Source organism: Pseudarthrobacter oxydans, assembly GCF_013314975.1.
Taxonomy (GTDB): domain Bacteria; phylum Actinomycetota; class Actinomycetes; order Actinomycetales; family Micrococcaceae; genus Arthrobacter; species Arthrobacter oxydans.
In genome coordinates this window covers 16744-42219 of the sequence record NZ_JABTYH010000004.1, presented here as the reverse complement: position 1 = coordinate 42219, position 25476 = coordinate 16744, and the positions used below count along the sequence as shown (strand labels likewise).

Genomic DNA, 25476 nt, shown 5'->3' with positions numbered 1-25476 from the left:
CCATAGTCAGTCCTCATGACCCCCGAACAACTCCTGGCCGCTCCCTCCACCGCGCTGCCCACCCTTCGTGGCGCCGTCGCCGGCCTTCCGTCCTACGTCCCCGGCCGGCGCAGCGCCGGCGCGGACATTGCAGCCCTCGCCAGCAACGAAAGCCACTACGAGCCCCTGCCCGCAGCCACCGTCGCGGTGGCCGAGGCGGCGCGCAGGATGAACCGCTACCCGGACATGGCCGCCGTCGAACTCCGCGAACGGCTCGCCCGGCACCTGGGCGTCTCCTTGGAGGAGGTGGCGGTGGGGCCCGGCAGCGTGGGCGTCCTGCAGCAGATCATCACCGGATTGTGCGACGCCGGGGATGAAGTGGTGTTCGCGTGGCGCTCCTTCGAGGCTTACCCCATCCTGGTGGAGCTGGCAGGCGCCCGGCCGGTCCGCATCCCGCTGGATCATCTGGAGGGCCACGACCTCGATGCCATGGCCGCCGCCGTCACCGACTGCACCAAGGTCATCCTGCTCTGCACGCCCAACAACCCCACCGGGGTGCCGATCAGCCACGAACGCATCGAAGCCTTCCTGCAGTCCGTCCGCTCCGACGTCCTCGTGGTGATCGATGAGGCATACGTGGAGTACGCCGACGCTGGCAGCGGACCCGATTCCCTGGCGCTCTACCGCCAGTACCCGAACGTCTGCATCCTGCGCACTTTCTCCAAGGCCTATGGACTCGCCGGCCTACGCGTGGGATACGCCGTGGCTGTGCCGGCCATCGCCGAGGGGCTGCGCCGGACCGCCCTGCCCTTCTCGGTGAGCGCGCTGGCCCAGAAGGCGGCCATCGCGTCGCTGGATGCCGGGGAGGAGATGGCAGCACGGGCTTCTGCTGTCAGGGAGGAGCGTGCACGGATGGCCGCGGAGCTTGAAGCCCAGGGCTGGAAGCTGCAGCCGAGCCAGGGCAACTTCCTGTGGATCCGTGCCGATGAGGTCCTCTTGGCGACGCTGGTGGAGGCGTTCAATGGCGCGGGCATCATGGTCCGGGCGTACCAGGGCGACGGCGTTCGGATCACTGTTGCCGATGCCGCCTCCAACGACCGCGTGCTCCGGCTCCTGGCAGCCCACGCAGCCTGAACTTTTCTCCCCAACAGTTACAAACAACTAAGAGGAATCCCCATGGAACAACAGACAAAGACGTCTGCCCGCGCCCTCGGCGCGGCCCTCAAACCCCGCCAGCTCACCATGATGGGGCTGGGAAGCGCCATCGGCGCGGGCCTGTTCATCGGCTCCGGCGCCGGCATCCAGGCTGCGGGCCCGGCCGTGCTGATCTCCTACCTCGTGGCCGGCACCCTGATCATCCTGGTGATGTGGGCGCTCGGCGAGATGGCAGCCGCCAACCCGGACAGCGGCGCCTTCTCCGTATATACCGCCAAGGCTTACGGACCGGTGGCCGGCGCCACGGTCGGCTGGCTGTGGTGGATCCAGCTCGTGGTGGTCATCGCCGCCGAAGCGCTAGGTGCGGCAGGCCTGCTGGCCACCATCTTCCCGGCGCTGCCGGTGTGGCTGATGGCCTTCGTGTTCATCGTGGTGCTCACGGCTGTGAACCTGACCAGCGTGAAGAACTTCGGTGAGTTCGAGTTCTGGTTTGCCCTGCTGAAGGTGGCGGCCATCGTGGCGTTCCTGCTGGTGGGCTTCGCACTGCTCTTCGGCTTGGTACCGGGCGTGCAGTCGCCGGGCCTGTCCAACTTCATGGGCGAGGGCTTCGCGCCCAGTGGTTTCGCCGGGATCGCCACGGCGCTCTTCGTGGTGGCGTTCGCGTTCGGCGGCACCGAGATTGTGTCCGTGGCCGCAGCTGAGACCGCCGAGCCGGCCCGGAGCGTAAAGAAAGCAGTCCGCACCGTGCTGTGGCGCATCCTGGTGTTCTACATCGGTGCCATCTTCATCATCGCGGCCGTGGTTCCGGTTGGTTCGGAGGGGCTGAAGAGCCCGTTCGCCGCCGTGCTGGACGCCGCCGGCATGCCCGGTGCCGCGACGGCCATCACCCTGGTGGCCGTCGCAGCGCTGCTGTCCGCGCTCAACGCCAACCTCTACGGTGCCTCCCGGATGGCGTACTCCCTCGCGGAGCGGGGAGAAGCACCACGGCTGCTCGCTGCGGTATCCAAGGCACGCGTCCCGGTGATCGCAGTCCTGGCCAGCGTCGCCTTCGGCATTGTCACGGTGGTGCTGGAGCTGGCTTTCCCCGAGATGGTCCTTGGCGTCCTGCTCAATATCGTGGGCTCCACCTGCCTGCTGGTGTGGACGTCCGCGCTCCTCGCCCAGCTCGCGCTGCGCCTCCGCGCCGACCGCGAGGGAACGGAGCTTCCGCTGCGGATGCCGGGGTTCCCGTGGCTTACGGGCTTTGGCCTGCTCATCCTCGCGGCGATCTTCACGGTGGGCTTTATCGGCGAGGACTCCCGTCCCCAGCTCCTGAGCACGTTCGGGCTCGTGGCGCTGCTGGCGGTGGCTAACTGGCTGAACCACCGGAAGCGGAGGGTCGCGCCTGTTGAAGCGTCCCAGGACGCCAAGCAGCCGGTGCTTATCGACTGAATCATTCTCTTCGCCCGGCTTGCGGGATCAGAGCCCACGGAGGGCGCGTCCGGCTTTGGCCGGGCGCGCCCTCCGGTGTGGATGCGGGCATCGTTCCAGGAGCGTGGGGAAAGCATCAGGGGTGGCATGCACCGTGTGCATGCCACCCCTGGAAGCGCAGTCCTGGTTAGTGCGCTTCTGCATCGAGGTCCGTCTCCAAAAGCGCAACCAAGCGATTGAGGGCCTGATCCGATCCAGGCCCATCAGCACGAAGTACGACGACGTCGCCGCAGGAAGCGCCGAGGCTCATCAGAGAGAGGATGCTGGCCGCATCGAGTGCTTCGTCGGGGCTCGCATCTTCGGCGGCAATGGTTACCTCCAGGCCGAGTTGGCTGACCGCTTCAGCGAAAACTGATGCGGGGCGTGCGTGGAGGCCCACGCGGCTGGCGATCGTTGCGGTACGTTCGGGCATTTGATTCCTTGTTTCGGAGTTCGGGTGGGTTAGCGGGGACGGCCGGGAGAGTGCCGCTATGCGGCGGGACTCTTTCGTTCGGCCTCGCTCTTTTCGGTTTCCTTGGCTTCGGCGAGCCAGGCATCACGTCTCGCGCCGGGGACCCATCCGGTATCCACAACCCGCCGTTGGAAGACGATGGCGGCTGCAACAAGGACGGTGGCGATAAGGATGGAAAGCACGGCGCCGAGTGCGGGGCCGCCGCTCAGGCTGACGCCAATGAGGGTGCCGAACCAACCGAAGTCGGCGTCACCGAAGGTGCTGTTTGCGAGCCCGAACTGTCCTAGGACGAGCAACAGGACGGCGGGCAGGATGGTGATGATAATGCCGTTCACGAAGCCGCCGAGCATGGCTCCCCGGCGCCCGCCGGTTGCGTTGCCGTACACGCCGGCTCCGCCGCCGGTGAAGAAGTGCGGCACCATTCCGGGAAGGATCAGGGCCAGGCCGAAGGCGGGGTTCAGCCAGAGAGCAAGAATGCCGAGGGCGATCAGGCCGCCGGTGAAGGAGCTCAGGAAGCCGATGAGCACGGCGTTGGCGCCGAACGGGAAAACGATGGGGATATCTAGGGCCGCTTTGGCTCCTGGGACCACCTTGGCTGCAATGCCCTGGAAGGCCGGAACGAGCTCGCCCAAAACAGTCCGGACGCCATAGAGGATGACGGCCACACCGACGCCGAACAGCAGCGCCTGTTCGAAGCCCGCCATGATGAAGGCTCCCGCGTCAGGGGCGTCAAAGATTGCCAGCGCTTCGGAAAGCGGAAGGGCGATCAGACCCCAGATGGCGAAAACCATGTAAATGAGGACCATGGACAGCGACGTGGCCACCATGGAGTCGCGGAGGAACTTCAGCCCCTGGGGAAACTGGATGTCTTCGGCTGACTTGCTGCGCTTGCCCGCGGCCTGTCCGACTGCGCCCGCTGCGATGTAACCCAAAGAACCGAAATGGCCGATTGCGATGGTGTCATTGCCGGTGATCTTCTTTGTCCACGGGTGGAGGAATGCTGGCATGACCACCATGATCACGCCCAGCAGGACAGCTCCGAGGAGAACCACCAGCCAGTCAAGGCCTTCTCCCAGGCCAACGGACAGGATCACGGTGAGCATGGTGGCCATGAACACCATGTGGTGACCGGTCAGGAAGACGTACTTCAACGGAGTGAAGCGCGCCAGTACCAGCATGATGAGAAAGCCAAGGGTCAGGACGTATGCGCTCTGGGCGCCGAACTGTTCCTGGGCCATTGCCGTAATGACCTCGTTCGTCGGGATGACACCCTGGGCGCCGGTAACGGTGAGGATCAGTTGACCGAGGGGATCAAGTGATCCGGTGACGACGGTGGCGCCCACGCCAAGGATGAAGAAGCCCAAGGTTGCCTTGAGCGCACCTCCGATGACCTGGCCCGAGTTGCGCCGCAATGCGATCAGGCCTGCTGCGGTGATGATGCCGATCAGGTACGCGGGTACATTGAGAATCTGCTGCCCTATGAAATTCAGTACTACTACGAGCCAGTCCATGCCGTAGGCACTCCCTTATTGCTGAAAAGTTGGTTGGTCTTGTGGTGTTGCAGGTGGCGGAACCACCGGCAGTGACTATCGGACAGCGGCAGACAGTTTCTTGTGGATTTCATCGAGGTCAAAGAAGTTCTCGATAACGATGACCTCTGCGGGGACGTCGCCAATTTCAGGTGCGAGCTCCTCGGAAGTCAGCACGACGTCCGCCGTTTGGGCGGCACCGCGGGCCACCCCAATGTCAGCGGCCTCAATATCGGCGTCGATGCCGAGATCCTGGAGAACCTTTTCTGCGTTCATTTTCAAGAGCACTGATGTCCCAATGCCCATTCCACATACAGCGACGATCTTCATGGTTCGTTGCCTTTCAATTCAGGGGTGATGTTGGAGTTGCTTATTTCGTTGAGGCGGCGCGTGCCAGGAGGGAGCGAACTTCTTCCGGACTCGCCGCGGCGTCAAGGCCACAACGGGTGGCCGGATTCGAAAGGATTCCGGCGACCGCCCTGAGGACTTCGATGTGGGCAGTGTGGTCAAGGGCTGCCAGGCCTATGACCAGGGAGACGGGGTCGTTGGATTTGTGCCCGAACTCCACAGGGGAGGCCAGGCTGACCCAGCTGAGCCCTCCCTTTTTGACGGATTCGGAGGGGCGTGCGTGGGCGAGGGCGACTCCGGGGGCGATGACGATGTAAGGGCCGTGCTCTTCGACGGCCTCGATCATCTGTTCGGTGTAGTCCTCTGTTGTGACTCCGCCTGCCACCAGGCCATCTCCGGCACAGCGGATGGCTTCCTTCCAGTCGGAAGCGGCGACATTGGTGGCGATGGACGAGAGTTCTTCAGCGAGGTTTAAAGCCACGGGGGATCCTTTAGGTAACGGATCACATCACGACGATGTGAGGTATATCACCGTAGCAAGGATTGGTGGCTTAAGTCTATTAGTAGACCAAAGTATTTTGTTGGCGGGCCTTCTTAGCCGGATGCCAGGACAAGAGAGTTGGCTCCGCTGTGGGTAAGCCGGCTGATTCTGTCGGGTGCGAAGAGTGTGTCCTGGGCAAGCAGCGATGCTCCGGTCAGGCCGGCCACATCTCCAAGGCCGGAGCGTTCGACGACAAGCTCCTGGGTGGCGAATTCACGCGCACCGGCGAAGATGGCCTCGCGGATGGGTGTGAGGAAGGGTTCGCCCGCTGCGGCGAGACTTCCGCCGATAATGACGGCCTCGGGATTGATCAGTCCAACGATGTCGGCCAGCGTCTGGCCAAGGGCGGTTCCCGTTTCCTCCAGGAGGGTCAGGGTCCGGTGGTCTCCGTTGTTCGCGAGCTCAACAATGTCCGCTCCTGTCCTGACCTTGTAGCCGCGGGCCACTAATTCGGCGCGTATCACCGCTCCGCTGGCTACGGTTTCTAGCCGTTGGAGGCGCCCGCCACCGATTCGGGGTCGGCTCAGGTCGCCGGCTCCTCCCCGCGCGCCGCGGTACACGGCCCCGTCCAGCACGAACCCCAGCCCGATCCCGATGCCGGCTTTCACGCCCACGATGTCCCGGTATCCCACCCTGCCCCGCCTTGCTTCCGCCAGGGCCATGGTGTTTACGTCCCGGTCAACTGCCAGGACGGCATGTCCATATCTGCTTGCGAAGTAGTCGCGGACAGCCACGCCGTCCCATTGCTTATCGACTTGCGGTGATGCCAGACACCCGGTTGTGACATCCACGGGCCCGGGGACGCCGACTCCGATCCCCACGACGTCAGCCCTGGTCTTCCCCAGGCGGAGCAGCATGTGGTCGAAAACCTGGCCTGCCCATTCGAAAATCTCAGCAGGCCCCTGGCTTGGCCCGATGTCTGCCTCGTCAACGCTGAGGATGGTGGAGACCAGGTCCGTGATGGCCACCATGCTGTGTGAGCCGCTGATATCAAGGGCCAGAAGCACGCCGGAATCCGGCTTGACCGCGAATGTTTCGGGTGGGCGTCCGCCGCGGGAGTCCAGTTGACCTACGCTCATGATGATGGAGGCGTTCAGTAGCTCTTCGAGCCGCCGGGCAAGGGTGATACGCGACCACCCCAGCCGCTCCAGAAGGTCATTCCTTGTAGTTGCCTGGCCGGACCTGATCAGGTCCAGGACAACGCCCGATCCTGTCGAAAGTGATTGTGCCATTCCAACCTCTCGTTTGGTCGCCACGCAGGAATACGAGCGGATTCCGTTTATGCATACTAGTAACCGAAAGTCTATCGTGACCCGGGACACCTGGCCGTAGTCTGGGGGCCGTGCCTGTGCACGGAGAGCGGCATTCTTCCGTGGTGGTATCTGCATGGAGGGCGGTAGGCGGGACATGTCGGCAGCAGCACGCCTTACGGCGGGAAGTACGACGGCGGAGGCTGGTCGGGAGCGAGCGTCATGGACATCGCCGGTGCCGAGGGCGATGCGGTGCTGGTTGGACTTGTGGGGCTTCTCGATGGGTTAGGGGATGAAGTAGTAGTCGTAGAGTTGACCCGGTTGCGGGTTCAGAGCCCACGAAGGGGCGCGTCCGGCTTTGGCCGGGCGCGCCCCTCGTGAGACAGAGCTATTTGGTTACGTGCACTACCACTGCCTTATCGACGGCTTGTTCCGCTCCTGCGTTGTCGATTCCAGTAACTGTCCAGTTGCTGAGCAACAGCACGGTCTTTCCGGTGTCAGAGTTATAGACGATCTTTTTGAAGCCAAGCGCGGTCAATTCATCGTCGAGTGCTTCCGCATTCATTCCAGCGGCGTTGGCCGGGATTACGGCGGTCGCTGGTGCAGCAGGAGCCGGTGCCGGGGCCGCCACAACGGCAGGAGCAACAGGTTCGGCGGTGACCGTGGCGGTCGCCGTCACTGTTGCCGTTGCAGTGACGGTTGCCGTGGCCGTTTGGGTAACGGTATGCGTGACGGTTGGAGCTGCTTGCGGGGATCCCGCGCAGCTTGAAAGGGCCAAGCACAGGAACGCGCCGCTGGCCAGTGTTGTCGTGAGTTTCAAACCTAATTTCCCCTCGAAATGTATTGGCAAATCTGGATGCCCCGTTGCGGCTTGCTGTCCAGTTCGGCGCCGAAGCCTCTTCGCGCGCCGCGATGGGACGGGTTGTCTTTGGAACCGCTATAGGCCGGTGGTGCTCACTCCATATTCGGCCTGCTCAGGGGTGAAACCCTCGTAAAGCAGTTGTTCGACCAAGCCGCTGCGAGAGAAGGAGGTGTAGTCGAGGTAGTCTTTGGCTTTCTTGGCCGCCTGCTCGTTCCAGTCAACCGTTACGCGGTCCACTGCCCAGGTAGAGTCCTCGGCCGAATACTTTTCGTACACCAGCTGCTCAATCAAGCCCGTGCGCGAGAAAGCGGTGTAGTCGAGATAATCAGCAGCTTTACGCAGAGCGTTCTGCTGACTGACCGTCCCCCTCTTGGCAGCGGCTTCAGCCTCAGCCTGGGCCTTGGCGGCAGCGTCGGCTTCGGCTTTTGCCTTGGCCGCTGCATCTGCCTCCGATTTGGCGGCAGCGTCGGCTTCGGCTTTTGCCTTAGCCGTTGCATCAGCCTCAGCCTTCGCTTTCGCAGCGGCCTCAGCTTCGGCCGCTGCAACAGCGGGGTCCTTTGTGGGAGCTGGGGTGGCAGACGCGGTCTGAGCTGCAGTGGCGACCTTGGGAGTGGAGACGACGGGCGCTGACGAGGGTGCAGAGCCCGCGCGGGCCGAGTTGACGACGATGCTGAGGAGAAAGACAACGCCGGTGACGATGAGGGCTACCTTCTTATGCCTGTCATAACCTTCCAGCGGCAGCCCCTGCTTGTCGCGGGTCTTGTTGGCAAGCACCAAGATGAGGTCAATCAAGGCCCAGATGCCAAGCCCACCAAAGGTGACGAGCTTCAGGATGCCGGTTCCCACCTTGCCAAGGTAGAAGCGGTCAACACCGAAGACACCAAGGAGCAGCGAGAGCAGCCAGGTCACCAGGAACGACTTGTTGCTTACCGGCGGTAGACCATAGCCGTAGTTCGGAGGATAGGGGGCGGTATAGGGTTGCTGGCTCATGAGAGTCCTTCCATAGGACACCTGACCGACGTGCGATAAAAAGCGTGCGGGGTTGGGTGCGGTGATGGACACACATGGAGGAAATCCAGCGTGGAGCGTGGACCGCAGAAGCGGTACACCGAGCCAGCCGACAGAAACAACATTTTCGCTTCCCCCAATAGCGTCAAAGTCATTTCATTAGATCTGAGAAAATGCCGCCTTTTTGGTTTCTGGGAGAAAACTGCGCGAATCCTGATTGTTAGTCGCGAATCTTGACGATTTATTGATGCTTTTTTTGGGCCCTCATTCCAAGCTTTGGTTGCAAATTCGTACGTCGATAGCCGACTGATAGAGGCCATCGCAGCCCCTATCAGTCCGAGATCGTGGCTGAGGGTTCGCCCTGAGCTAGCCCCATAAACATCGTCCGGTGCAGGATGTCCACGTGCTTCCTGGCAACTTCCACGGCGTCCTGGACATCTCCGGCGCGGAGGGCTGCCACCAGGGCGATGTGGTCCTGGTTGGATTTGTGCAGCTTCTCGATGGGGTAGGGGATGAAGTAGTCGTAGAGCTCCGCTAGCGTCTCGTGATAGACCTCGACTGCGGAGTCCAGGCATGACGCAGTACCCACCAATTGATGAAACTGCTCGTCCATCCGGTGGTAGTAGGACCAGTCAGTCGACTCCGCCATTTCCCGGGTCAGCCGTTCCAACTCGTCCAGCTGCTCGGCTGTGGCATTGACCGCCGCGTAGTGGGTGACCGCGCACTCAAACAAAAGCCTCCGGTCCACCAGCCGGTTCACCGCCTGGGACTCGGCCGGCGACGCCGACAGGGAAGCCAAAACATCCGTAGGCGGCGCCTCCGCCACAAACGTTCCCCCGGCCCGCCCGCGCCGGCGCACCACCACGCCCTGCTCCGCCAAACTCGCCAGCGCACGGCGGGCCGTGATCGGGCTGACCGAAAGGCCCAGGGCAACGTCCTCCTGGTCCGGCAGCCGCTCACCCGGTTTCAAGAGCCCCAACGAAATCGCCATCCCGATCCGCATCCGCACGGCGTCCATGGCACTGCGGCGCTCCATGCCGGGCCTCCTTCCGGCGCCGAGGCGCGGGGGCTCAACGGTGTCCTCCAGCTGACGGGTCATATCCGCTACTTTACGTCCCACGCCAGCCCCCTTCCCTTTATTTGATCATTCTGATCTAATATAACCCGGATCACACCCCAACGCGGAGAAAAACCCATGCAACGCATCCTTCCCCTCATCGCAGCCCAGGCCCGGCCGCGGCTCATCGGCGAGCCCGTCTCGGCCTTCGCCGATGAGGTCAAAGCAGCACTCGAGGTGCAACCGCACAGCAAGCTGGTGGTCTTCCCCGAGCTGCACCTCTTCGGAGACCAAACCCCGGACCTCCAAAGAACCGAAATGCTCCAGGCGAGCGCCGAACCACTCGACGGCCCGCGGGTCAAAGAGCTCAAACAGCTCGCCAAAGACCTCAACATCTGGCTGGTCCCCGGCAGCGTCTGCGAACGCGGCCCGGAAGGGCAGCTGTTCAACACCCAGCTGGTCCTGTCCCCGGAAGGGGAGCTCGCCGGCTACTACCGGAAGATCTTCCCCTGGCGCCCGTTCGAGCCCTACGATCCCGGCGACCGGTTCACCACCGTGGACCTGCCCGGCATCGGCAGGGTGGGCCTGAACATCTGCTACGACGCCTGGTACCCGGAGGTGTCCCGCCAGCTCGCCTGGATGGGCGCCGAGGTGATCCTCAACGTCGTCAAGACAACCACCCCGGACCGCAAACAGGAACTGATCCTGGCCAAGGCCAACGCCATCGTGAACCAGGTCTTCATGGTCAGCGTCAACTGCGCCGGCCCCACCGGTAAAGGCAAGAGCATCATCGTGGATCCGGAGGGCAACACCCTCGCCGAGGCACCGGACGATCAACCGCAGCTGCTCACCGCGGCGCTGGACCTGGCCGCCGTCGACCGCGTCCGCACGCACGGCACGGAGAACCTCAACCGCCCCTGGTCGCAGTTCCGCGAGGGGGAGCCCGCCGTCGAACTTTCCGTCTACCAAGGCCGGATCAACCCGGCCACCTGGACACCGCCGTCCTACAAGCCCTAAGGAAACACCGTGACAACCACCCTCACCCGCACGCTGAAGCTGCCCTCGCTGGTCCTGTTCGGGCTGGCGTACCTGACCCCGATCATCGTCCTGGGGATCTTCGGCATCATCGCCGAAACCACCGGCGGCGCCGCGCCCGCCGCGTACCTGGTGGCGCTCGTGGCCATGCTGTTCACCGCGCACAGCTACGGCCGGATGGCCGTCGCCCACCCCGTGGCCGGTTCCGCCTACACCTACGTCCGCCGGTCCATCGATTCCCGCGTCGGGTTCCTGGTGGGCTGGGCCGTTTTGCTGGACTACCTCTTCCTGCCCATGGTCATCTGGCTCATCGGCGGCTCCTACCTGAGCGCCCAGTTCCCCGCCATCCCCATCGGCGTCTGGATCGTGGGCTTCATCGTCATCACCACGCTGTTGAACATCCTGGGCATCAAGGTGGCGGACAAGGCCAACTACGTGCTGATGGCGTTCCAGCTGCTGGTCCTCGTGTTCTTCGTGGCGCTGGCCATCGGCAGCGTGGTGTCCGCCAACGGCGCCGGGGGACTGGCCAGCGGGCAGCCGTTCTTCAACGACACCGCCGGCTTCGCCACCATCTCCGCCGGCGCCGCGATCGCCGCGTACTCGTTCCTGGGGTTCGACGCCGTCACCACCCTCACCGAGGAAACCGTCAACCCGCGCCGGACCGTGCCGCGCGCCATCATGCTCGTGGCCCTGATCGGCGGCGGCATCTTCGTGGCGGTGTCCTACGTGACCCAGCTGGTCCACCCGGGTGGGGTGTTCGAGGACTCGGCCTCCGCGGCGAGCTCCATCGCCCTGCAGATCGGCGGGCAGCTGTTCGGTGCCGTGTTCCTGGCCGGGCTGGTGGTGGCGCAGTTCGCCTCCGGCCTCGCCGCGCAGGCCAGCGCCTCCCGCCTGCTGTACGCGATGGGCCGCGACTCCGTCCTGCCCAAGGCCGTCTTCGGCCGGCTCAGCGAGAAGTTCCACACCCCGGTGGCAAACCTGGTGGTCACCGGCATTGTGGGCCTGATCGCGATCTTCCTGGACGTGGCCACGTCGACGTCGTTCATCAACTTTGGTGCCTTCACCGCCTTCACGCTGGTGAACGCCGCGGTGGTGTTCCACTATGTGCGCCAGCGCCGGGCCGGGCAGCAGCTGAACCCGGTGTCCTACGTGGTGGTCCCGATGATCGGCGCGATCATCTGCGCCTACCTGCTCTCCCAGCTGGACAGCAACGCCATTACGCTGGGGGTGTCCTGGCTGGTGCTGGGCGTGGTGGTCCTGGCACTGATCACCCGCGGGTTCAAGGCGGCTCCGCCGGAGATGACGGCCACGGAGAAGGCGACGGTCGAGGCGGCCGCCTGACCTGTTCTGTCTGTAGCGTGGCTTTCGGGCCGAGGGAAGGAATTCTTGTGAAGATAGCGCTGGGGCAGCTGGAGTCCGGCGCGGACATCCAGGTTAACCTCGCCGCGATCGACCGGTTCGCCGCCGAGGCAACGCGCGACGGCGCCGCACTGGTCGCCTTCCCGGAGTACGCCACCTACGAGAAGAAAAAGGCGGACGCGACGTTTCCCGCGGTGGCCGAGCCGCTGGACGGCCCCGTCTGCCAGGAGCTAGCTGACATCGCCCGCCGCCACCGCATCGCGCTGGTGGCGGGCGTGGTGGAGACCTCGGACGAGCCGGGCAGGGCGTACAACACGCTGGTGGCTTTCGGGCCCGACGGCGGCCGGCTGGCTTTCTACCGGAAGATCCACCTTTTCGACGCGCAGGGCTTCGGGGAGTCGACGTTCATCAAGCCGGGCCCGTCCACCGCCCCGGTGGTGTTCGAGTACGGGGGAGTGCGGTTCGGGCTGATGACCTGCTACGACCTCCGGTTCCCGGAGCTGGCCAGGTCACTGGCCGACGGCGGCGCGCAGGTGCTGCTGGTCTGCTCGTCCTGGGTGCCGGGCGAGCACAAGACCGAGCAGTGGCTGGCGCTGAACGCGGCCCGGGCGATTGAGAACAGCGTGTACGTGGCGGGCGTGTGCCAGGCGCCCCGGTCTCGGTCGGGCGGAGCGTGCTGGTGGATCCGATGGGGGTTGTGGAGGCTGACCTCGGGCGGGAGCCCGGCGTGCGGACGGTGGATATCTCGCTGGAGACTGTGGACCGGGTGCGGGACTCGTTCCCGGTGTTCCGGCAAAGAAGGTTGTAAGACCACGGGCGGTAGTCCAAAGCTATCTGTGGTCGGAGGCGTCAGACGGCAGGGGGGAGATTTGCCCGTCGGGCTCGAGGCCGAACTCGAGCAGTTGCTGTAGTCGACCGTCGTCAGGGTTGCACCGCGCTAGCTCGTGGAGCCCATAAGAGTCTCCAGCATCTGCGGCCTTTTGTGCTAAGCGTTCAGCCTCCTTCTTATTGCCCCTATTAAAACGTTCAGCGACCAGCGTTAGTAAAACTGTTGGGTACCCCTGCTCCGCGGCTAGATCAGCGACTGCCTCCGCTTTATCTAATTCACCTTCTTCCTCATAAATTTCGGCTAGCAGTTCAAGGTCAGAAGACCGCGCCGTTCTTCCTTCGGCTTGAGCTTCAGAAACTCCTGCTAAGAGTTCATCCTTAAGCATCGTCATTCCGCCACTGCGTTTCGCAATGTCTTGAAGACTTCTCCGCACAACCGTCTGAAACCCTGCCTTGGATAGTTCTCGCAGTGTTTCCGCCTCCCCGTCGTTACCTAGACTTTCCTGGAGTCGAGCCAACTGGCGTAGTGGGCGGGATGCTTCTAAACGGCCGGCCAATTCAACAGCTTGTTGAAGCAATTCAATGGCCGCCGGTACCTCGCCCGCCCTCTCGGCGATCTCTGCCAAAGACTCCAAAGCGCGGAACTCGCCTTGATCCGCAGCTGCCCGGAGCCATTTTTTGGCATCTGTGAGCTCACCTTGAAGGGTTAGCATTTCGGCGAGTTTCAATTGCGCCTTGAGATTTCCGGCATGCGCACCTCGGAGGTAGAAGTCGATAGCCAGTGTTGAATCCCCGCGCTTTTCTTCAAGCTCCCCCATACGTAGGAGTGCCAGGGGTTCACCCATATCAATCGCCCGTTGATATAGCAATACTGCATACCGAACGCGCCATCGAATGGCCGCTGCCTCGCCAAGCAAAACTAACCCCTTGGCGGTCGAGATATGTTCTACTCCTGCTTCCCAAAAGTCGACGGGTGGAATTTCAAAGCATCGGACTTTGCGTCCCCACTGGGCGATATAGTCGGCAAGTCTAAAGTGCGGTAGTTCTTCGGTTCCTTGGCCTGGCCGCAATCGCTGCCGAACTAATAGACCTACAGCACCGTGACATTTCCCAGCAGTATATTCCAATGCCTGGTCAAGCCAGTCATCTCCGAGTGCCAGCCACTCATTATCAGAAAGATATCCCGCTGCAGCTCGCTCCAAAAAGGAACGACTGAGATTTTCGGCATACCCGAGGCGCTGTGCATCGATTGCTACTTTGATGACGGCTTGAGCAGCGGGCGGTGCGGACTCGTAGCGCTCAAGTAAGGCGCGCGCCCCAGCCAGGTACTGTGTTATCTCGCCTGCTTTGGAGTGACTGAGGGCTTGCGTAAGACGTGGATCACCAGCCTCTCTTGCCGTTTCAAGTTCCGCTGCGCTAAAGCTGGAAGGCACTTTGATTTCCACGGGAACGACAAAAGAGCGCGCTTGAGAATGCAAGTCAAAGTCTCCGCCCGGAGGAGCTGCTGATATCTTGGCGAGATACTCAGGCCAGATTGTCCCAATTATGAGAATTGGAGCTCGGCCATCGTCCCGGAGTAACACGCGCAATCTCGCCGCCACCTCCTCGCCGACTTCTGGTGGAGACGTAAGAATGTAATGTTGCAGTTCATTTAGCCATAGGACCGTGCGCGGGGGTATCTCGTCGAGCCCGTCAAGAACTGCCTTTGGACGTCCAGGAGACAGTGGATGCCAGAGGCTCCAAGACTTCGGTAAGCGACGAACCGCCTCCCAAGCGGCCCGTGTTTTGCCGGACGAGGAGCCTCCGACTAGAACCGCGGCTGCGCTTTCTCCCGATTCGCATGAGTTAACAATCTGACGAAGCCTCAGATCGTGTGGCCGGTCGACATAAATTGGCAAGGGTGGCAGTCCGTCGACATTCGTCCCTTGAGATATAGCAGGGTGGACCTCCAGATCAAACGCGTCCAGTTCGTCGATGGGTACAAGCAAAGGCTCCTGCGATCCGGAGGAGGACGTGCTTCCTTCCCGCCCCTTTCGTATTTCCGAGAGAAGGCGTAAGACCTGACCATAAACAACCGAGGTACGGTCGGCTGGCTTACATATGTCTACGTGGTCGGCGTCGACAGGTATGGGCCGGACCCCTGCTAAGCCCGGGTTTGCAGACGCCTCATCCACGACCCGGACACCCTTGGTGCGATATGCCTCAAAAAATACCAGATTTCTAAGGCCGACCTGATTAGACCAATCGCGGTAGTCATCACCCAGATGCCGCAGGTGCGCGCTATTGCGCTTAAGATCCCGAATAGCTGGGGTGCTTCGGTACAGGATTTTCAAAGCCTGAACGGCTTTAGTCAGACCCGAGCCGGTGTGCGGCGTGCCAAGGAAGACGACGCCTTTGGTCGCATCGGCGAAGTTGGCGAAGTCAGTGCGGCCTTCAGCTGCATGGAGCAGCATCTCCTTCACTAGAAGACCGCCCATGCTGTGCGTAACAAAACATAGTGGACGATTTCCAATGCCATGGTTCTGTAATTCAGCAAGTAGATTGATCGCGCGATCCTCCATCGCCATTGCTCGACCCCGCCATCTGCTCGACGAGGCCTCATAGCCGACGGACCAAACGGCCAAACTGGGAATGTCTTCCGCCAGCCAGCGAGGCCAAAACGAACTTGATGACTCTCGGCTCCAGGAGCTCTGGGCGTCCCCGTCCAAACCGTGGACGAAAACCACATCTAACGTGGCATCTTCCGGGGTGTCCACTGCGAGGACCGTCAACCGCATCTCCTAATCAACGACGCCTCACCAACATAGGCCCAACTTCTTCACCACTCTACCGGACGGCACCTCGTTGAGCAGGCGCAGCAGTCGGGCCATGGCGGGCGCTGAAGCTGGAAAAGTGTGGCTGTAGCGCCATGATCCGGAGCCTTACGAGGGTGTCGCTTGAGTTCCAGTTGAAGAACCGACATGCGGGGGAGCCCGTCGTCACGCGGAACCCGGTGGCGAATCTGGTGGTCACCGGCATCGTGGGCCTGATCGCGATCTTCCTGGACGTGGCCACGTCGACGTCATTCATCAACTTCGGCGCCTTCACCGCCTTCACGCTGGTGAACGCCTCGGTGTGTTCCACAATGTGCGCCAGCGCCGGGCCGGGCAGCAGCTGAACCCGGTGACCTACGTGGTGGTCCCGGTGATCGGCGCGATCATCTGCGCCTACCTGCTCTCCCAGCTGGACAGCAACGCCATTACGCTGGGGTGTCCTGGCTGGTGCTGGGCGTGGTGGTCCTGGCCCTGATTGCCCGCGGGTTCAAGGCCTCGGAGCTGGCCCGGTCACTGGCCGACGCCGATGCACAGGTGCTGCTGGTCTGCTCGTCCTGGGTGCCGGGCGAGCACAAGACGGAGCAGTGGCGGCGCTGAACGCGGCACGGGCCATCGAGAACAGCGTCTACGTGGCGGGGGTGTGCCAATCACCGCCGGTGTCGGTAGGCCGGAGCGTGCTGGTGGACCCGATGGGGTTGTCGAGGCTGACCTAGGGCTGGAACCCGGGGTGCGGGCGGTGGAGGTCTCGCTGAACACGGTGGATCGGGTGCGAGAATCGTTCCCGATGTTCCGGCAGCGGCGGTTGTAGGAGATCCAACGCCACGGCATATCCGCTGTCACCGGGAACTTGCCTACCGGGTCAGAGCCGGCCAGCTGAGGTAAAAAGCCCCAGTATTACGGTTTGAGCGAGCGCCGCCATACAGCAGAGTAATCGACGCCGAACGAAGCAGTCGGGGCTGCGACCGCGCTCCCAGGATCCTGCTTTCCCACAATCACGTGTACCTGGGGAACGACCCAACCGCCCGCTCCCGTATCTAGATGGCGGTCATGGAGTGTCCTGTAGTCAGCATCGGTCATCCAACGGGCCTCCACGAAGGCGAGGCTGTTAATCAACAGCATCTCAGCCACCGAAATGGATCTGTCACTTAGTGTTTGACCGCCGAGCAATCTAATGCTGCAGGTCGTTCGTTCTGTGACTTTTTTTAGAAAAGCCCTGAGGGACTGAATATCACGGTACATGTATCTGTCTGACCAAATCACCTCGTGCGCCCCTGCAACGAGTTGTGAAAACCGCGCTATGCTAGCCTCCCAATCACCTGGCCATCTTGGGTCATTAGCTGAATTTTCGGCTAGCGCGGGCTTAAGACGGTCGTGCAATTTGGTCGTTCCCTGTTCGGTCAGGAGTCCGTAAGCCGCACACCGGGCAGCGAAGGAGTCCCTTTCACGGTCCACGTAACCTCTGACTATCGCCGTGGATGCTGCCTTCTGGACATCGTCAATATAAGACAGATCCTGCTCGAACCGGTCAGCTATCGCTATTGGTTCGAAGTTTTCGGAGGAACTAGCCTGTTCTGCGAGCAAGGCTGATTCTCCGAACCATTCGTGAATAGTGCTCTCTCCATCAGCTTCGATGTCCTCAAGCTGCAATCGAGGCGGATCCATAGGCGTCACCCGCGACATTAGGGGACTCCCTGCGCCAATTCTAGTCACTTCCGTACCGCAGCGGGCAGTAAATATGGCGCCCACATCTTGAGCATGAGTTCCGTCGATCAAACGGCTGCTCAGCCACGATTGTAGACGTGCGCCCTTTGGGCCCATGATGGCCCGATCGTAGGAATCAAAGATAAGCTGTGCTGACCCATGCTCTTCGATCGCAGCCATAAGCGGAACCTCAATTCGCGAACGCTGGTCCTCTCGGCTTAACTCCGATAAATCAGCTCCATTTACTAACACAGCAGAACTGCCAAGTTCTTCAGCTAGTAAGCCCATGAGGTGGGATTTACCTATCCGCGGCGAAAGCCGAAGTAGAAGCCGCTGGCCACCAATCAATTGGTAGGCCGTTTCGTCGATCCACGTCCGGACGATCCTGTGCATCGTCGACCTACCGATCTAGAGACTCGATCGCTGCCGCAATTCGAGCAGTGAGATTCGGGTAGCAGAGGCCATAAGCAATACAGTGAACCATGGCATTGGGGTTATCGCGCAGAAGCAAAGCCGCCAAATCTTGTTCGTCTGAATCAGGGGAGAAGTGGAGCCGCATAAGGGCTGATTCTTCGGGAAACCATTCAGTGAAGGATTCGAGAACATCCGCAGCTTGATATTGAGGACCTCCATATATACGAGACGTCATCGCCTTTTCCAGCACATCAGTAGTGATATGAAAGGGCAGATCGTCGGGCTTGCGCTCGCTCGCCGCAATTGAGCATGCCTTTCTAGTGAGAAGCGGGTGGCCGCCGTACCGGGCGTACAACGCATCAATTTCTTGGTGACCACGGATGCGTACGCCCATACGCTTGCCGAGGGAGCGCACCATTTCTGCTATCTCATCTCGCGTCATCGGTGCAAGCCAAACTAGGCGCACGAGCTTGTAGAGGAGATTGTCCTTCCCGTCAACGAGAGGTCTTTCAAACAGGGCCGGATCCACGCCTGCGCATAATAGCGCGAGGTGTTCTTGCTCTTGGATCAAGCTTCGAAGCTGAACGAGGGAGCGGAAGAGTGATTGAGCCTCATCCGGATCAAGATTCGATCGTGATGGAAAGGCTTGGTCAATCTCGTCAATGATGAGGACTGCGGGGGCCTCTACGTTTTCGAGGAGGACTCTGAGGTCCTGTATCCATGACGTTGCGGAATCGACGAGATCGACTCGGCGTGCGCCTTGTCGAGTCAAGGAACGAAGACGCGGCTGGATGTTCTCATTGCCCGGAAGGCTGCGAACCTGGGCCCACAGGCCCTCCAGAACAGTCGTGCGAAATTGTTCTGCAGTGATGATCTCACTCACGTCGACTCGAACAGTCGCGTTGCGCTCCTCATTACTTCGGAGAGTGTCGAGAGCGTTGAGAAGCGATGTTTTCCCCGCCTTCCGAAGGCCAAATATTCCCACGGAAACGGCCCGTTTCAGGTCATTCGCGATGGTCTCAATCTCAGCCTGCCGACCATAGAACCCGCTAGGTTCTCGCACCGGAATCGCTACGTCGAAGTGGTCGACGGTCGCCACCGACTGTGCGATAAGCGTATGTAGGAGCGGTGAATCCCCGGCGCTAATCTCATTCAGATTGATGGCAATTATTGCCATCTCCCCAGCGCGACGCCGCGCGATATCTTTCGCATTACTGTCCCGACTGATGAGAATTGCCAGGTCGGGTTCAACTCGCATGTCTCTCCGAACCCGACTCTGGATTACCGACAGTGCCCTAGGATGCACATTTTGGAACTCTGTGTAAAGCACCTGGATCTCACGATTCAGGCCAAATATCTTCTCTTGATGTTCGGGGAGCGTGACGTTTATCCACCATTGGGAAGGCACGGTATCTTGCTGGATCCGCCATACCCCAACATCGCTGCGGCGGAGAAACTGAAGAAATTCGTCAGCGCCAGCATTGGATCGTCGAAACCTGTCTTTGTGTTTCTCGAGCGCTTGCTGATTCGGCGTAGTGCCCGGATGGCCGCCAGTGGGTTCAGTCATCCGTCGAGTCTAATCTCTCTCAGTCTCATCTGGACCTAATTCGAACTGTCTGGGGTCTCCCTGATCTCTCCGCTGGCTGAAAGGTGCTTGGATTCAGCTGTTTCAAAGGTTCGCCGCATCAATCAATCTCGTACCCTGATTATTTTGTCCGCCGGATCGCATACGGCTTACGGAACAGCGCGCTAATTGAGGGGCGTGTGCCAGCCCTAGCCGGGCAGAAGTCTGGTAGAGAAGCTGGAGGACGTATCGAGGCGGACATTCGGCTATAGCCCTGCGACCGTTACGAGGCTGCAGGAGATGGTGGCGACGGCGACGGGAGTCGTCGCCGTTACCGGCAGCGGCATTTGTAGGTCCCTGCGGGCCCGAGTTGCGTCCAACCAGTCGAGACTGGCGTCTCTGGCAGGGTTTCTGAGCAACGGTTATAAGCACCCTAAAGCGAAACGTAGAACTCTTTGCCTTGGTAAGGGCTCCACGCTTGCTACTGAGACAGCTTGAGCTAGCTTCCATTTATCCTCTGGCTATGCAGGATGCATCTCCCAAGCGTTGACAGTAAGAGCGCCCGTCATTGATATCCTGTATCAGGGCAGTCAGCCCGTCCCTGTCGCAAGGCTTTTATTAATCCCGTAAGTCCCTCATCCAGCTCTTTCAAACGTCGGTTTTCATTAACTCCTGTGGTTTGTAGATCCTTAGCGAAACTGCCTAGCCAGAAGGCCAAGTCTTCTGCAACCTCCCTTCGGGTGTCTTCGTCGTACCGGTTCCGGAACGTGGCAAAGCCCATAATTGGCGGTACGGGACTTGCGCTTCTCATATCGAACATAAGCTCTGCAACGGCCCGTTGTTCTTCCCGCCAGAAAATTAGGTCGAGCCCGGCAGTGCTATCAGATGCGCATATTTGGGCGATCTTTCCCACAAGTTCGGCCACATTTTTCGTATCTGGATCAGATTCAAAACGCAGTATGTTAGTTCGGCTGTAGAGGAGTTCTTGGAGCGCCCAGTACGTGGCGAACCTGTGTAACGTCCCGAAGAGCGCCACCTCACGGCGATGACTGTCGGCGATCTGGAGGTAATCGAGGAAGTGGTTTTTTCGAATGTTCCAAATGCGGTGCTGAAGATCCTCGGCAGCAGTTAGTAAGGGTTCCCGAATATTGTCCAATTCGGCGCGCGCACTCAGTTTGCGCTCCTGATGCCTACTTTCCGCATCTAAATGGTCCTTAAGAACGACAAGTTCTTTGCCATGCTTAAATTGGCCACGCTGGGTATACAGTGCAACAAGCAAAGCAAAAGCGGCTGTGATGATGGCCGCGAGAACGGCGGAGTCCATGCCCCATGGTAGTCACTTGAGAGCAAAGGGCGATAAGTACCTGAGACGACAGCTGCGTAGGTTCCCGGAAATCGCGCCATACTTTTCATCATCGTCACAAGTTTCCGCGTTTAGTGGCGGGGGTCTAAAGACATAGCCGGCTTCACCTGTTGGAACGTAAGGACCTTGGGGACATGTTTGGCGAGGTTGCTTGTGCTCCCTACTGGGCCATTCCGGTTCCGACTCAGCGCTTGTCCTCGCTTCTCACCTCACCGCATTCGAGATCGACCGGGGTCAATCTGTCCCCCGTACCGCAACTTGGCTATGTAGTCTCCAACTGTGCTCGAGTGCACGCCCACTCTTTCGGCAATCTGCGATCTCGTCCATCCTTCCTCATAGAGCGTCTTCGTCAGTGCCATCCGTTCGGCTATCGTGTCCTTTCTTGGGGCTGCTGGTGTCCTGACTTGCGGCGAAGGAGGACGTTCAGGCCTCTTTGGGGTGCCCCGTTTCCCCAGACCACGAGCACCTAAGGCATTGCGTTGCATGGCAGCTGCCGCGGCAGTTGTGTGCTCCTGTTCGGGGGTCAAGCCGTCCCGATTCAACGGGGGATGTAGGGAAGTGCGCAGGGACTTCTCTGTGCTTTCCGTGAGTGAGATCGAGTCGATTGGGGAAAAGGACATGGCCAGGTTATTGGTCATCCAATTTGTCAACGTCTTCTCATGCTCCGGAATGAGGCCCGGATGCGCCGAACTTCCTTGCCATTCGGCCTGCAGTCCCATAAGCGCTGCGAGCGCCCTGCGAAGTGTTGACTTGGACGTGGGGAGCTTGTGATGTTTCGCTCGAGCGCGGAGTGAAGTCGCCCGCCCGATGTAGATCAGATCACCTGGCTTTATGGAGGCCAGTGGGGGAGGCCAATCGAAATCCGAGGGGAAATTTCCCTGGAGAAACCACTTATAAACCCCAGGCAGTGTTGGTGTCGCGGCCCATGCCTTTTCACAGGGCTCAGCGATAGGCCAATCGAGGGCTCCGTCGTCCGCTTCCATTGCTACATTTTAGCCAAAGCCGCAGCTAATTCTGCCAGTGCTGGGCAGACAAACTTTGTGTACGCCGCTTCGTGAATTGCCAATGGCCCTTGACGTACGCTGGCGCAGTGAACATATCTAATTGGGGGCCTGCGGCTGAACGGCTCGCTGAAGGACTGTATGAGCTCCTCAAGACCACGGAACTGGGAGCCCGCTTAGAAGAGGTGCCTGAACTCCAACCCGTCTTTTCAGATCTGGACGAGCAAGATGGAGTTGACGTTTTGGCTCGGTACGTGGCCAGCGCAGCCCATCAGGCTCTATCGAAAGTGAAGACAACGGAGCGTGTGAGCCTGACCAATCGAATTCTCGAGGCACTGAACTCGTCGGGAAATGTCGATCCGGGCCCAGCGCAGCTGCAGTCCCTCCACCGCCCGGACACGCTTAAACGCCGCAACCTGCGCCGCCCCACTACGAGGTTGAGTGATTCCGCGCTCCTCACCAACAGCAAGGACGATCCGAACCTCGCTGCCGAGCTCCGGGCTGAAATGGGGTCCGCTAACAGCGTCGACCTATTGTGCGCCTTCGTCCGGTGGACCGGCCTGAGGCTCCTGGAGCCAGCCCTCGAGCAGATCAAAGAACGCGGCGCGAAACTACGGGTCATCACGACCACCTACATGGGCGCTACCGAGCGTCGCGCTATCGATGAGCTCGTCACCCGGTACGGGGCCGAGGTGAAGATCAGCTACGAAACGCAGGCCACAAGGCTGCATGCCAAAGCCTGGCTGTTCCGTCGCAACACAGGCTTCGACACCGCCTACGTGGGCAGCTCCAACCTGAGCCAAGCTGCGCTCCTGGACGGACTGGAATGGAACGTCCGGCTCAGTTCCGTAGCCACGCCCGCCCTCCTGCAAAAGTTCGAGGTTACTTTTGACAGCTACTGGGAGCAGCGAGCCTTCCAGAGTTACGACCCGGAACGTGACGGCGAGAAGCTGGACGCTGCGCTGGAACGCAACGGCGGCCGTCGCACGGCGGCTCCGGATGCCGCCACCGGGCTCGAGGTCCAGCCGTTCCTTCATCAGGAGGAGATGCTCGAGGACCTGGAAGCGGAACGCCTCAAGGGCTACAACAACAACCTCCTAGTCGCGGCCACCGGGACCGGCAAAACTGTCATCGCCGCCCTGGACTACAAACGGCTGTCCGAAGCTTCCGGCCGCGACCTAAAACTCCTCTTTGTCGCCCATCGCCAGGAGATTCTCAAGCAGGCGATGCGCACCTACCGCGACGTCATGCAGGACGGCGCCTTCGGTGAACTCTATGTGGGGGACCACAAGCCGAAAGACTGGAAGCACATTTTCGCCTCGGTCCAGTCGCTCTCCTCCCTAGGTATCGAGCAGCTGGAATGCGACTTCTTTGACGTCGTCGTCATCGATGAGTTCCACCACGCCATGGCATCCACGTACCGCCGCCTGCTGGACCATCTGAAACCGCAGCAGCTCCTCGGACTCACGGCTACACCGGAACGGGGCGACGGCGTCGACGTCGCCAAACAGTTCTTCGAAGGCCGCACCGCCAGTGAACTGCGGCTCTGGGACGCTCTGGACGCCGACCTGCTGGTGCCGTTCCACTACTTCGGCGTCTCGGACGACGTCGACCTGGGCCAGTTGAAATGGAAGCGCGGCAACTACGACACCACCCAGCTGAGCGCCCTTTACACCGGAAACGATGCCCGCGCTGCCAAGGTGATTCGCGAACTCCAGGACAAGGTCACCAGCACCGATCAGATGCGGGCGATCGGCTTCTGCGTCTCCGTCCAGCACGCCCGCTACATGGCCGAGGTGTTCAACCGAGCCGGCATTGCCTCCGCCGCCGTCGACGGCACCACCGACAATGCTGACCGCGAGGAAGCCCTCAGCCGCCTAGGGCAGCGGGAGATCAACTGCATCTTCGCCGTCGACCTTTTCAATGAAGGCCTGGACCTGCCGCAGGTGGATACCATCCTGCTGCTCCGGCCCACGCAGAGCGCCACGGTCTTCCTCCAGCAGCTGGGACGCGGGCTCCGGCGGGCCGAGGGCAAAGCGGTGCTGACGGTCCTGGACTTCATTGGCCAGCAGCGCCGTGAGTTTCGCTTTGATCTGCGCTACCGGGCGCTGACCGGCTACGGCCGAAAGGAGCTGGAGAAGGCTGTCGAGGATGAGTTCCCGTACCTGCCCTCCGGGTCGCAGATCGTGCTGGACCGGGTGGCGCAGAAGGTGGTCCTGGACAACATCAAGGCACAGCTGCGGTTCAACCGGGCACAGCTGGTCCGGGACATCGCCTCGTACGCCGAGACCGAGCTGGAAGCCTATCTGGAGCGGTCGGGGAACGACGTGAAGACGATCTTCCGTTCCACCAGGGATTCGTGGACCGGTTACCTCCGGCAGGCAGGGCTGATCGAAGGGTTCTCGCCCCTGGAGACAGAGCTCCGCGGGAAGATCGAGGAGCTGTCGTACTCGGAGGAGAAGAAGCTGCTGGGCCGCATGGCCGCGCTGATTCACGTGGACGATCCGGAACGGGCCGCTGCCTATTCCATGCTGGTTTCTCCCGACGCGCCCCGCTACGCAAAGCTTGGCATGCGCGAGCAGGCTTTTGCACGAATGCTTTTTTACACGCTCTGGGATGACGGCGGTGGGTTCACAACGTACGACGACGGACTGGACCACCTGCGCGGCTACCAGTTTGTGTGCCGCGAGATTCAGCAGATCGTAAAGCTCGGCGTTGCCGCGTCCAAACACGCGGCCAAGAGCCTCGGTGCCGGGCTGCAGCACATTCCGCTTTTGTCTCATGCCACCTATCGGCGCGAGGAGGTTCTGGCGGCGCTGCAGTACGGCTCGCTGGAACAGGGCAAGAACGTCCAGCACCGTGAGGGTGTTGCATGGTGTCCTGTAACTTCCACAGATGCCTTCTTCGTCACACTTAACAAGGACGACAAGAAGCACTCTGCAACGACGATGTACAAGGACTACGCCATTAGCCCGGAACTGTTCCACTGGGAATCGCAGAACGCGACGTCCCCGACGAGCCCGACGGGCCGCCGCTATTTAGACCACGCTTCACACGGGTCGAAGGTTCTGATCTTCACGAGGAACACTGCCGAAGATGAGACCGGGCTGACCGTGCCCTATACATGCCTTGGGCAGGTGGATTACGTGCAGCACCAGGGCGAGAGACCGATCGCGATCACGTGGAAGCTTCACCGGCCGATGGCGGCGGATGTGTACTCGACGGCGGCTGCGGTGGCACAGTAGTACCCACCGGTGCAGGGGTCACCGGGGCGTCGTTTCGTTGAACCGCCCCAGCAGTCCGTGAGGAGGAGTTTGGGTGAATGCATGGATTGATCAGGCAACATTGGTCCTGTCAGATTTCCGCGCCAAGGTAGACCGCACGGATTTGCGCGGGCTGGCTGGATTCGCGTCCTTCCCGAATGGGTCATGCCAATGGAGTTCCTACGTCGTGGCCAAAATGCTTCGTGACTCTGGTCAAGACGGCTGGTTGGGTGTCAGCGGCACAGGGGGCCCGCGAGACACACGCGAGGAGACACATTTTTGGTTGCAGCGCGATGGCTGCACGCTAGACCCAACCGCAGATCAGTTTGCGGATCGATTCAGCATCCCGTTTGTGCGGATCGGCTCGCACCCGATGGCAAAAATTTATGGGTACATCCAAGTGGTGAGCGTCGACGACATCCGAGAGCGACCGGCGATTTGGAAGGCCTACGAGAGAATTGTGTCTGCTTGACGCAGTTCCCTCG

22 protein-coding genes are annotated in these 25476 nt (G+C 61.0%); 9 read left to right on the top strand and 13 right to left on the bottom strand.

Annotated elements, in window-relative coordinates; all coding sequences use genetic code 11:
- Positions 1-15: 15 nt before the first annotated feature.
- Together hisC and HTS88_RS04010 are read left to right on the top strand one after the other, a co-directional pair.
- Positions 16-1113: a histidinol-phosphate transaminase gene (hisC, locus tag HTS88_RS04015; RefSeq protein ID WP_174175739.1), complete on the top strand. Its 1098-nt coding sequence runs from the start codon at positions 16-18 to the stop codon at positions 1111-1113.
- 42 nt (positions 1114-1155) lie between these two features.
- Positions 1156-2565 carry an amino acid permease gene (locus HTS88_RS04010; RefSeq protein WP_174175737.1) on the top strand — a complete coding sequence of 470 codons (1410 nt, stop codon included), beginning with the start codon at positions 1156-1158 and terminating at the stop codon, positions 2563-2565.
- A 166-nt stretch (positions 2566-2731) separates the two neighbouring features.
- Here HTS88_RS04010 and HTS88_RS04005 read toward each other — a convergent pair whose 3' ends face one another.
- From HTS88_RS04005 to HTS88_RS03970, 8 genes are all read right to left on the bottom strand, one after another.
- On the bottom strand, positions 2732-3016 hold the full coding sequence (locus HTS88_RS04005; protein WP_174175735.1) for an HPr family phosphocarrier protein: 285 nt from the start codon (positions 3014-3016) through the stop codon (positions 2732-2734).
- A 56-nt stretch (positions 3017-3072) separates the two neighbouring features.
- A complete protein-coding gene (ulaA, locus tag HTS88_RS04000; protein WP_174175733.1) occupies positions 3073-4566 on the bottom strand; it encodes a PTS ascorbate transporter subunit IIC in 1494 nt (497 codons plus the stop codon).
- A gap of 75 nt (positions 4567-4641) precedes the next feature.
- Positions 4642-4914, bottom strand: coding sequence for a PTS sugar transporter subunit IIB (locus HTS88_RS03995; RefSeq protein ID WP_174175731.1), 273 nt, complete (start codon positions 4912-4914; stop codon positions 4642-4644).
- Between the two features lie 40 nt (positions 4915-4954).
- Positions 4955-5413 carry a PTS sugar transporter subunit IIA gene (locus tag HTS88_RS03990; RefSeq protein ID WP_174175729.1) on the bottom strand — a complete coding sequence of 153 codons (459 nt, stop codon included), beginning with the start codon at positions 5411-5413 and terminating at the stop codon, positions 4955-4957.
- Between the two features lie 113 nt (positions 5414-5526).
- The gene (locus HTS88_RS03985; RefSeq protein ID WP_174175727.1) at positions 5527-6705 is read right to left on the bottom strand and encodes an ROK family protein; all 1179 of its coding nucleotides are present in this window, start codon (positions 6703-6705) and stop codon (positions 5527-5529) included.
- A 406-nt stretch (positions 6706-7111) separates the two neighbouring features.
- Complete coding sequence (locus HTS88_RS03980) at positions 7112-7543, bottom strand: hypothetical protein (protein ID WP_174175695.1); 432 nt, start codon at positions 7541-7543, stop codon at positions 7112-7114.
- A gap of 117 nt (positions 7544-7660) precedes the next feature.
- Entirely contained in the window at positions 7661-8575 is a 915-nt protein-coding gene (locus HTS88_RS03975) for an Ltp family lipoprotein (protein WP_174175725.1), read from the bottom strand.
- Between the two features lie 349 nt (positions 8576-8924).
- Positions 8925-9692, bottom strand: coding sequence for a FadR/GntR family transcriptional regulator (locus HTS88_RS03970; protein ID WP_174175723.1), 768 nt, complete (start codon positions 9690-9692; stop codon positions 8925-8927).
- A gap of 96 nt (positions 9693-9788) precedes the next feature.
- Here HTS88_RS03970 and HTS88_RS03965 point away from each other — a divergent pair, with 96 nt between their 5' ends.
- The 3 genes from HTS88_RS03965 to HTS88_RS03955 are packed head-to-tail and all read left to right on the top strand — an operon-like array spanning position 9789 to position 12955.
- On the top strand, positions 9789-10667 hold the full coding sequence (locus tag HTS88_RS03965; protein WP_174175721.1) for a carbon-nitrogen hydrolase family protein: 879 nt from the start codon (positions 9789-9791) through the stop codon (positions 10665-10667).
- Positions 10668-10676: 9 nt separating this feature from the next.
- Positions 10677-12026, top strand: a complete 1350-nt coding sequence (locus HTS88_RS03960; RefSeq protein ID WP_174175719.1) for an amino acid permease — start codon at positions 10677-10679, stop codon at positions 12024-12026.
- A gap of 47 nt (positions 12027-12073) precedes the next feature.
- On the top strand, positions 12074-12955 hold the full coding sequence (locus tag HTS88_RS03955; protein WP_343044877.1) for a nitrilase-related carbon-nitrogen hydrolase: 882 nt from the start codon (positions 12074-12076) through the stop codon (positions 12953-12955).
- Here the strand turns inward: HTS88_RS03955 and HTS88_RS03950 are convergent.
- Positions 12875-15649, bottom strand: a complete 2775-nt coding sequence (locus HTS88_RS03950; RefSeq protein ID WP_246255968.1) for an alpha/beta hydrolase — start codon at positions 15647-15649, stop codon at positions 12875-12877. The genes HTS88_RS03955 and HTS88_RS03950 overlap by 81 nt on opposite strands.
- 152 nt (positions 15650-15801) lie before the next feature.
- Here HTS88_RS03950 and HTS88_RS22120 point away from each other — a divergent pair, with 152 nt between their 5' ends.
- Both HTS88_RS22120 and HTS88_RS22115 read left to right on the top strand, forming a co-directional pair.
- Positions 15802-16029 carry a hypothetical protein gene (locus HTS88_RS22120; RefSeq protein ID WP_246255966.1) on the top strand — a complete coding sequence of 76 codons (228 nt, stop codon included), beginning with the start codon at positions 15802-15804 and terminating at the stop codon, positions 16027-16029.
- Between the two features lie 91 nt (positions 16030-16120).
- Positions 16121-16282, top strand: coding sequence for a hypothetical protein (locus tag HTS88_RS22115; RefSeq protein ID WP_246255964.1), 162 nt, complete (start codon positions 16121-16123; stop codon positions 16280-16282).
- 297 nt (positions 16283-16579) lie between these two features.
- Here HTS88_RS22115 and HTS88_RS03935 read toward each other — a convergent pair whose 3' ends face one another.
- The 4 genes from HTS88_RS03935 to HTS88_RS22480 all read right to left on the bottom strand — a co-directional run bounded on the left by HTS88_RS03935 (position 16580) and on the right by HTS88_RS22480 (position 21710).
- The gene (locus HTS88_RS03935; RefSeq protein WP_174175715.1) at positions 16580-17332 is read right to left on the bottom strand and encodes a hypothetical protein; all 753 of its coding nucleotides are present in this window, start codon (positions 17330-17332) and stop codon (positions 16580-16582) included.
- Positions 17333-17786: 454 nt separating this feature from the next.
- On the bottom strand, positions 17787-19367 hold the full coding sequence (locus tag HTS88_RS03930) for an nSTAND1 domain-containing NTPase (protein WP_174175713.1): 1581 nt from the start codon (positions 19365-19367) through the stop codon (positions 17787-17789).
- Positions 19368-19929: 562 nt separating this feature from the next.
- On the bottom strand, positions 19930-20688 hold the full coding sequence (locus HTS88_RS03925; RefSeq protein ID WP_174175711.1) for a hypothetical protein: 759 nt from the start codon (positions 20686-20688) through the stop codon (positions 19930-19932).
- Positions 20689-20936: 248 nt separating this feature from the next.
- Positions 20937-21710 (bottom strand): GIY-YIG nuclease family protein, encoded by a 774-nt coding sequence (locus tag HTS88_RS22480; RefSeq protein WP_174175709.1) that lies wholly within the window; start codon positions 21708-21710, stop codon positions 20937-20939.
- A gap of 323 nt (positions 21711-22033) precedes the next feature.
- On the opposite strand from HTS88_RS22480, the gene HTS88_RS03915 reads away from it, so the two are divergent.
- Positions 22034-24973, top strand: coding sequence for a DEAD/DEAH box helicase (locus HTS88_RS03915; protein WP_343044876.1), 2940 nt, complete (start codon positions 22034-22036; stop codon positions 24971-24973).
- A gap of 73 nt (positions 24974-25046) precedes the next feature.
- The gene (locus tag HTS88_RS03910; protein WP_174175707.1) at positions 25047-25463 is read left to right on the top strand and encodes a hypothetical protein; all 417 of its coding nucleotides are present in this window, start codon (positions 25047-25049) and stop codon (positions 25461-25463) included.
- The last annotated feature ends 13 nt before the right edge of the window (positions 25464-25476 follow it).

Excerpts from the sequence above, each read along its gene's own strand:
- hisC (WP_174175739.1), top strand. The coding sequence starts at position 16 with ATGACCCCCGAACAACTCCTGGCCGCTCCCTCCACCGCGCTGCCCACC.
- HTS88_RS04010 (WP_174175737.1), top strand. The coding sequence starts at position 1,156 with ATGGAACAACAGACAAAGACGTCTGCCCGCGCCCTCGGCGCGGCCCTC.
- HTS88_RS04005 (WP_174175735.1), bottom strand. The coding sequence starts at position 3,016 with ATGCCCGAACGTACCGCAACGATCGCCAGCCGCGTGGGCCTCCACGCA.
- ulaA (WP_174175733.1), bottom strand. The coding sequence starts at position 4,566 with ATGGACTGGCTCGTAGTAGTACTGAATTTCATAGGGCAGCAGATTCTC.
- HTS88_RS03995 (WP_174175731.1), bottom strand. The coding sequence starts at position 4,914 with ATGAAGATCGTCGCTGTATGTGGAATGGGCATTGGGACATCAGTGCTC.
- HTS88_RS03985 (WP_174175727.1), bottom strand. The coding sequence starts at position 6,705 with ATGGCACAATCACTTTCGACAGGATCGGGCGTTGTCCTGGACCTGATC.
- HTS88_RS03975 (WP_174175725.1), bottom strand. The coding sequence starts at position 8,575 with ATGAGCCAGCAACCCTATACCGCCCCCTATCCTCCGAACTACGGCTAT.
- HTS88_RS03970 (WP_174175723.1), bottom strand. The coding sequence starts at position 9,692 with ATGACCCGTCAGCTGGAGGACACCGTTGAGCCCCCGCGCCTCGGCGCC.
- HTS88_RS03965 (WP_174175721.1), top strand. The coding sequence starts at position 9,789 with ATGCAACGCATCCTTCCCCTCATCGCAGCCCAGGCCCGGCCGCGGCTC.
- HTS88_RS03950 (WP_246255968.1), bottom strand. The coding sequence starts at position 15,649 with ATGCGGTTGACGGTCCTCGCAGTGGACACCCCGGAAGATGCCACGTTA.
- HTS88_RS03930 (WP_174175713.1), bottom strand. The coding sequence starts at position 19,367 with ATGACTGAACCCACTGGCGGCCATCCGGGCACTACGCCGAATCAGCAA.
- HTS88_RS03925 (WP_174175711.1), bottom strand. The coding sequence starts at position 20,688 with ATGGACTCCGCCGTTCTCGCGGCCATCATCACAGCCGCTTTTGCTTTG.
- HTS88_RS22480 (WP_174175709.1), bottom strand. The coding sequence starts at position 21,710 with ATGGAAGCGGACGACGGAGCCCTCGATTGGCCTATCGCTGAGCCCTGT.